Here is a 6,947-nt window from a genome sequence, read left to right as displayed (position 1 = left end):
CCTCATACACATAAGCATCCGGAGTTATGGTAACAATATTGGTATCCATAACTTCGTCAATAGGCAAATTTGAATTCAGTTGTTTGGCAATTACATTATCCCTTAAAGTAATATCGGTTACGAAGCCCAGATAAACATCCTGATCATTTTTAATAAAGAGGCAACTGGTTTTCTGTTCTGACATTTTAATTGCAGCTTCAAAAATAGGTGTGCCTGGGCTGCAACTTACTATCTTTTTAAAAGTAATGTCTCCAATACGAGCGGTATAAATTTGATCGGCTAGTTTATCTTCCATTAAAAAATCCCTGTAAAATTCTTTTAAATGAAAATTCTTTTGTCTTTTTCTTTTCCAGGTTAAAAGTATGCTCCTGATGGTAGGCTGAAGTTAAGCTAATTTTGCCTGTTTTTAAAAGATGAAAGAAAATCTTTGCGGTGTTTAGTGTATCAGATAAAGCATTGTGCGTATTTTCGGGTGCTTCATTAAATAAAATGGTATAAAATTTATCCAGCTTTAAATGACTGATTACCGTATTGGTGATGTAAGGTGCGCTTGCCTTCATCGTACAGAAAAAAGCCAGGTTTTTAAATATATTTTCCTTTCCGATGCGGTATAATTCAACATTCACCATATGATAATCGAGCTCAATAAAATGTCCGATCACTAAAGGCTTGTATTTTTCTATATCTTCAGAAAACTGTAACATCACTTTTTCTTTGTTTTCGCCATGTGTATGCAGATATTCAGGGGTAATTTTGTGGATTTTTAATGCAGCCTTATCAATAGTGAAATCTATATTTTTTATGTAGTGATTCTCCCGCTTAATTTCCTGATAAAATTGATCATAAATAATCCAGGCAATTTGGACAATATGAGGCCAGTTCTTTTCTTTAGAATAAGGCGCCGTCCAATTTTTAGGCAGACCTGAAGTTTCGGTATCAACAACGAGGAAGTATTCTTGCAATTTTAACGTGGTTAGATGAACTATTTCAAAGGTAATTATTTAACAATATAAACTGTAATTATTCATATATCCTTTAATAAGGGCGATTGTTAAATAAAGTGTTTTTTTATTTGTTAAAGTGAAAGATTAACACTTATTTGGTGTTAAAATTCAATTAAAATATGCGCTCTCTATTATTTAGCTCCTTAGCCTGTTTATTGTGCCTTGGTTCTGCTTTTGCCCAGGAAAAGCTCGGAGAAAACATGCATTTCAAAAAACTTGATAACGGTTTAGAAGTGCTGGTTGTTGTAGACCGGACAGTGCCACTGGTTACCATCGAAATGGCCTGCAGAAATGGTTCTTTTACTGAAACCGACGAATTTAACGGCTTAAGTCATCTTTACGAGCATTTATTCTTTAAGGCTAACAAGGATTATCCCGATTTCGAACGTTTAAATTCGAGAATGAACGATCTGGATATCAATTCGAATGCCACTACGCGGGAAGAAGTGGTTAATTATTTTTTTACCCTTCCTGCTGCTAATTTAAAACCCGGATTAAGTTTAATGAATTCCTCAATCCGTTATCCAAAATTCATAAAAGAAGATATGGCTTTGGAAAATGAAGTGGTAAATGCCGAATTTACAAGACACGAATCGAGTCCGGTATTTGCTTTGATAGAGGCCAATTCGCGACATATGTGGGGTGCAAATTATTCCCGCAAAAATGTAATTGGTAGCCACGAGGTAATTTTATCAGCTTCTCCATCAAAAATGGATTCCATTAAAAATAAATATTATTGGCCAAATAATTCAGTTCTGGTAATTGCTGGTGATGTTAAAGTTGATGAAGCTTTTAGTTATGTAAATTCTGTTTTTGGAAGCTGGAAACGATCGCCGGTTGATCCTTTTGTGAAATGGCCAATACCTGAGTTTAAGCCGCTTCAAAAAAACGATTATTATTTTGTAGAATCGAATAAAAGCCCTGTTCCGTTTATGCTGTTTAGCTRGCATGGTCCAGATACCAGAAACGATATTCCGGCCACTTATGCTGCTGATGTTTTTTCTTTTATTGTGAATCAAAACGGTTCTAAAATGAAACAGGCGCTTATTAATTCAGGATTAGCCCAACAGGCTGATGTGAATTATTATACGCAAAAATATACAGGCCCAATTAGTTTAATGGTGAGTCCTAATCCGGCAAAAATAAATGAATGTTACCAGGAGGTGCTGAAGCAAATTTCGCTTTGGGCCAATGAAGATTATTTATCTGATCTGCAGATTGAAAGAGCCAAAAGACTATTATCTATAGAACAGGTAGAAAGGAGAGAGGTTACTTCTGATTATGCACATTTACTTTCCTTCTGGTGGGCTTCGGCATCGATTGATTATTATACCCATTATGAAGAAAATGTAAATAAAGTAACAAGAAAGGATTTACTTGATTATGTACGCAAGTATATTAAAGATAAACCTTATTGCGCTGGCCTAATGATGGATAAAGCAGGTATGAATGAAGTGAAGCCAGAAACATTTTTTAAATCACCCAAATAACCTAACGCTCGATGAAAAGATTCATATTTTTTATAAACTTTATCTTAGTTTTTCATATTGCCAACGCGCAAACCAAAGCCATTTCATTTGATGTAAACGGTTTAAAGGTGATTTTAAAACCTACCCAGAAGGAAACAGTTAGTATGAGCATGTTTTTTAAAGGTGGCGTAATGAATTATAATGCGGAAAGGGCAGGAATTGAAAATCTGGCTTTAGCATCTGCCGCTACCTGTGGTACTAAAAATTATAGCGTTGTCGATTATCAGGAGTTGGCTGATGAATATGGTATTGATATTTCTGGTTCATCTACAACTGATTATGGTACCATTAGCATGGACTGTATTTCTAAGTATCTTGATCAAGGCTGGAAGCTTTTTTCGGATGCTGTAATTAATCCGGCTTTTGATAAAACAGAGTTTCAAACGACTAAAGAACGTATGATTACGGGTATTTATCATAGTCAATCTGATCCTGAAACAAGGATTGAGCAATTGAGCATGGAAAGTATGTTTAAAGATTCGCCTTATAGCACTAATCCTTTGGGCACAAGCAAAACTGTTGGTGGTTTTACTGCCGAAATGGTTAGTAATTATTATCATAACGAATTGTTGAATAAGAATAAAATGTTTTTGGTCGTAGCTGGGAACATCACAAAAGAAGAACTTGAAAAGAAGATTCAAGCTTCTTTCAGCGCGCTTAAAGGAAAAGTTTATACGCCACCAGTTTACGATCGTAAAACTTTAACAGGGGAGCATCTGGTAATCGAACAAAGAGATATTGCCACGAATTACATGAGTTGCATTATGAATGCCCCAACCATGACGAATGCCGATTATTATGCTTTTGTACTAACCATTAACGCATTAAGTGGCACTATGAATTATGAACTGAGAACTAAACTTGGTTTATCATATGCACCAGGAGCAACCGTTAAGGTGCAACAGATTCCATATACCTCTATGTTTGTAAGTACCACTCAACCCAAAAAAGCTTTTAAAGCAATGATTACGGTATACAACAATATTAAAGAAGGGAAGTATGGTGAACGTTATCTTGAGGCATTAAAAAAAGAACATCGGGATAGATACTACAGGCATCAGGAAAGCGCAAGTTCGATTGTGAAAGATTTGGGTGAAGCTGAAGTACTTGGCGATTATAGTATTACCGAGAATATGGTAGCTAATATTAACAAGGTAAGCTTGCAGAATATGAAAGATTCTTTCGGAAAATATTTAAAAGGTGCCATTTGGATATACCTAGGTGATGAACAGGTAGGTAGGGCAGCTTTTCAGTAATAGCATTCGTCATTGTGCGAGGAGGAACGACGAAGCAATCTTATAAGATGAATTAAAAGATTGCTTCGTCGGTTGAAAAAACCTTCTCGCAATGACGATAAAGAGGATGCGCTTTATTTACCAATCAACAAAAAGGCCACAGCAGCTAATACAGCGCCTATTATCGGTCCGACAATAGGTACCCAGGCATAACTCCAGTCGCTACTTCCTTTTCCTTTCATTGGGATTAAAAAGTGAATAATCCGAGGGCCCAAATCTCTTGCCGGATTAATAGCATATCCGGTTGTTCCACCTAAAGCCAAACCAATTACCCACACCAAAAACGCTACCGGGATTGCGCCCATTGAGCCTAATCCAATAGGGGTAACCGTTTCTTTAGTGCCCATACTCGCATCAGTAAAATAAAAGATCACAAATATTAAAACGAAAGTGCCTATAATTTCTGACACCAAATTTGACGACATATTTCTGATGGCTGGAGCGGTTGCAAAAGGAGCAGCCTTTAAACCTTGGTCATCTGTAGCATCAAAATGATCTTTGTAAATAAGCCAAACCAGGAAAGATCCTGTCATGGCACCAGCCAGTTGTGCAATAATATAAAATGGCACCAATGCCCAGCTGAATCCCTTCCCGATTGCAAGTCCGAGGGTTACAATTGGATTTAAGTGCGCCCCACTGTACGGGCCGGCAACAACAACCCCTACAAATACGGCAAGTGCCCAGGCGGTTGTAATTACAATCCAACCACTATCGTTGCCTTTAGTACCTTTAAGTACTACGTTAGCCACTACACCATTTCCTAAAAGAATCATTAGTGCAGTACCAATAAATTCTGCGAGATATACATTCATATAATTAAATTCTTATCCGATTAAAATTGTTCAATTAGTCTTCTGCATTTACCCTGGCTGCTTTTATAGCCCTATTCCAGCCCTTTATTCTTTCGGTATTATCAATTCCTTCCTCAGCAACAAAAGTTCTGTTGATTTTCCATTGCGAGCGGATCTGATCTATACTTTTCCAGAAACCAGTGGCTAATCCGGCGAGGTATGCAGCACCAATAGCGGTAACTTCGGTTACATCGGGTCTGATTACTTTACAGTTTAACAGATCGGCCTGAAACTGCATCAATAAATCGTTAGCTGTAGCACCACCATCTACCCTTAATTCGGCAATATTTACGCCTGCATCTGCTTCCATAGCTTTCAAAACATCCATGGTTTGATAGGCAATACTTTCTAAGGCTGCCCTTGCAATATGCGATTTGTTTGTACCTCGGGTTAATCCTGTTATGGTACCACGGGCATGCTGGTCCCAGTGTGGAGCACCTAAACCTGCAAAAGCAGGAACAACATAAACCCCATCGGTATCTTTTACTTTTTTAGCTAATGTTTCCACATCTGCTGATTTAGAAATGAGCCCCATTTCATCGCGAAGCCACTGTACCACCGCACCACCAATAAAAATACTCCCTTCTAAAGCGTAATCTACCTCACCATTAATCTGCCAGGCAATAGTGGTTAATAGATTATTGGCTGATATTTTTGGCTTCGACCCGATATTCATTAGCATAAAACAGCCAGTACCATAAGTGTTTTTTACCATCCCGATCTCGGTGCACATTTGCCCGAATAAAGCAGATTGCTGATCGCCGGCTATCCCTGCAATAGGAATTTTTGCTGCCAGTATGCGTCCTGCGGTTTCACCATAAACTTCACTTGATGATTTTACTTCAGGAAGCATGGCTTTCGGTATCGAAAAAAGCTCAAGCAATTCATCGTCCCAGCTTAAAGTGTGGATGTTATAGAGCATCGTTCGTGATGCATTACTGACATCGGTTACATGTTTTTCGCCTGCTGTTAATTTCCAGATTAACCAGGTATCGATGGTTCCGAAAGCAAGTTTTCCGGCTTCCGCTTTTTCCCTTGCCCCGGCAACATTTTCTAAGATCCACCTGGCCTTAGTAGCCGAGAAATAAGAGTCTATAATCAGACCCGTTTTTTCCTGTATTTTATTGGCCAGCCCTTGTGCTTTAATTTCATCACAATAGGCAGAAGTACGCCTGTCCTGCCAAACAATGGCATTGTAAATTGGTTGTCCGGTTTCTTTATCCCAAACCACAGTGGTTTCTCGCTGATTGGTAATGCCAATAGAATCGATATCGCCTACGGTTAAGCCTGCTTTAACGATCACTTCTGTTACAACCGCCAACTGTGTCGACCAGATTTCCATTGGATCGTGCTCTACCCAGCCGGCTTTGGGATAAATCTGTGTGAATTCTCGTTGTGCAATGGCAACAATTTCGCCATTGTGATTAAAAATAATTGCTCTCGAACTTGTGGTTCCCTGATCGATAGACAAGATGTATTTACTCATAATTAGGAATTTGGTTAATTGGCTAAAGCCGATTCGGTTATTTTAGGTGTTGAATGATAAATATAACCATCGGCTAATTTATTAAAAGTTTCGATTTGGTTAGTTTCCCAGTTTTTATCAGCAGATAATTCTTTGGCCAGGAGCGAAGCTACCCTGGGTGCCATATCTTTGGCCGCTTGTGCATTAATAAACAAGATCCTTAATCTCCTGCTTAAAATATCTTCTACTGTTTCGGCCATTTCGTTTCGTGCAGACCAAATTACCTCAGCTTCTGTATAAGGGAATGCAGGATGTAATTTATTGCCAAGACTTGGATCTTGCGTAATTAATGCTTCAATTTTACTGCGATCCGATCCATAGATAGCCAAATGACTATCTGTTGTAGTGGTTAAACTACCATGTATGCTTAAATTTTGGGTTACGCATGCTTTCGATTCTAAACCAGCATGAGTAATGGCTAAATCAACCGTTTCTTCTGCCATTCGGCGATAGGTGGTCCATTTACCACCAGTAATGGTAATTAATCCCTTTGCAGAAACAATAAGTTTATGGTCTCTGCTAATTTCTTTTGTACTATTTCCATCTCCGTTGGTTGGAGCGGCCAATGGGCGCAAACCTGAGAATACACTTAAGATATCTTTTTCCATGGGCTTGCGGTTAAAATAACTCGCCGCTGTACTCATAATAAAATCTACCTCTTCTTTTAATGCTCTGGGTTCTAAACTATGTTCGTTTAAAGGGGTGTCTGTTGTACCTACCAGTAAATGTTCGTGCCATGGAAC

7 protein-coding genes are annotated in these 6,947 nt (G+C 38.3%); 2 read left to right on the top strand and 5 right to left on the bottom strand.

From position 1 onward, the window contains the following. On the bottom strand, positions 1-295 hold a 295-nt coding region (locus tag AC1DPQ_RS13190), incomplete at its 3' end, for a CBS domain-containing protein (RefSeq protein WP_477609669.1). Continuing rightward, positions 285-962: a 3'-5' exonuclease gene (locus tag AC1DPQ_RS13185; protein WP_477582058.1), complete on the bottom strand. Its 678-nt coding sequence runs from the start codon at positions 960-962 to the stop codon at positions 285-287. The genes AC1DPQ_RS13190 and AC1DPQ_RS13185, both read right to left, overlap by 11 nt. A 161-nt stretch (positions 963-1,123) precedes the next feature. Here AC1DPQ_RS13185 and AC1DPQ_RS13180 point away from each other — a divergent pair, with 161 nt between their 5' ends. Together AC1DPQ_RS13180 and AC1DPQ_RS13175 are read left to right on the top strand one after the other, a co-directional pair. Beyond that, positions 1,124-2,494 (top strand): M16 family metallopeptidase, encoded by a 1,371-nt coding sequence (locus tag AC1DPQ_RS13180; protein WP_477609667.1) that lies wholly within the window; start codon positions 1,124-1,126, stop codon positions 2,492-2,494. Positions 2,495-2,505: 11 nt separating this feature from the next. Further along, positions 2,506-3,789, top strand: coding sequence for a M16 family metallopeptidase (locus AC1DPQ_RS13175; RefSeq protein ID WP_477582060.1), 1,284 nt, complete (start codon positions 2,506-2,508; stop codon positions 3,787-3,789). Positions 3,790-3,902: 113 nt separating this feature from the next. Here AC1DPQ_RS13175 and AC1DPQ_RS13170 read toward each other — a convergent pair whose 3' ends face one another. The 3 genes from AC1DPQ_RS13170 to AC1DPQ_RS13160 form a co-directional block, all read right to left on the bottom strand. Then, complete coding sequence (locus AC1DPQ_RS13170) at positions 3,903-4,640, bottom strand: MIP/aquaporin family protein (RefSeq protein WP_477582062.1); 738 nt, start codon at positions 4,638-4,640, stop codon at positions 3,903-3,905. Between the two features lie 34 nt (positions 4,641-4,674). Next, positions 4,675-6,165 carry a glycerol kinase GlpK gene (gene glpK / locus AC1DPQ_RS13165; protein ID WP_477582064.1) on the bottom strand — a complete coding sequence of 497 codons (1,491 nt, stop codon included), beginning with the start codon at positions 6,163-6,165 and terminating at the stop codon, positions 4,675-4,677. A gap of 14 nt (positions 6,166-6,179) precedes the next feature. Next, a partial coding sequence (locus AC1DPQ_RS13160; protein WP_477609665.1) for a glycerol-3-phosphate dehydrogenase/oxidase occupies positions 6,180-6,947 on the bottom strand: 768 nt, incomplete at its 5' end.

The sequence above is a fragment of the Pedobacter sp. 01T416_2 genome, from assembly GCF_056398925.1.
Note: the sequence above shows the minus strand (reverse complement) of the source record. Positions and strands in the feature narration are given on the sequence as shown.

Excerpts from the sequence above, each read along its gene's own strand:
- glpK (WP_477582064.1), bottom strand. The coding sequence starts at position 6,165 with ATGAGTAAATACATCTTGTCTATCGATCAGGGAACCACAAGTTCGAGA.
- AC1DPQ_RS13170 (WP_477582062.1), bottom strand. The coding sequence starts at position 4,640 with ATGAATGTATATCTCGCAGAATTTATTGGTACTGCACTAATGATTCTT.
- AC1DPQ_RS13175 (WP_477582060.1), top strand. The coding sequence starts at position 2,506 with ATGAAAAGATTCATATTTTTTATAAACTTTATCTTAGTTTTTCATATT.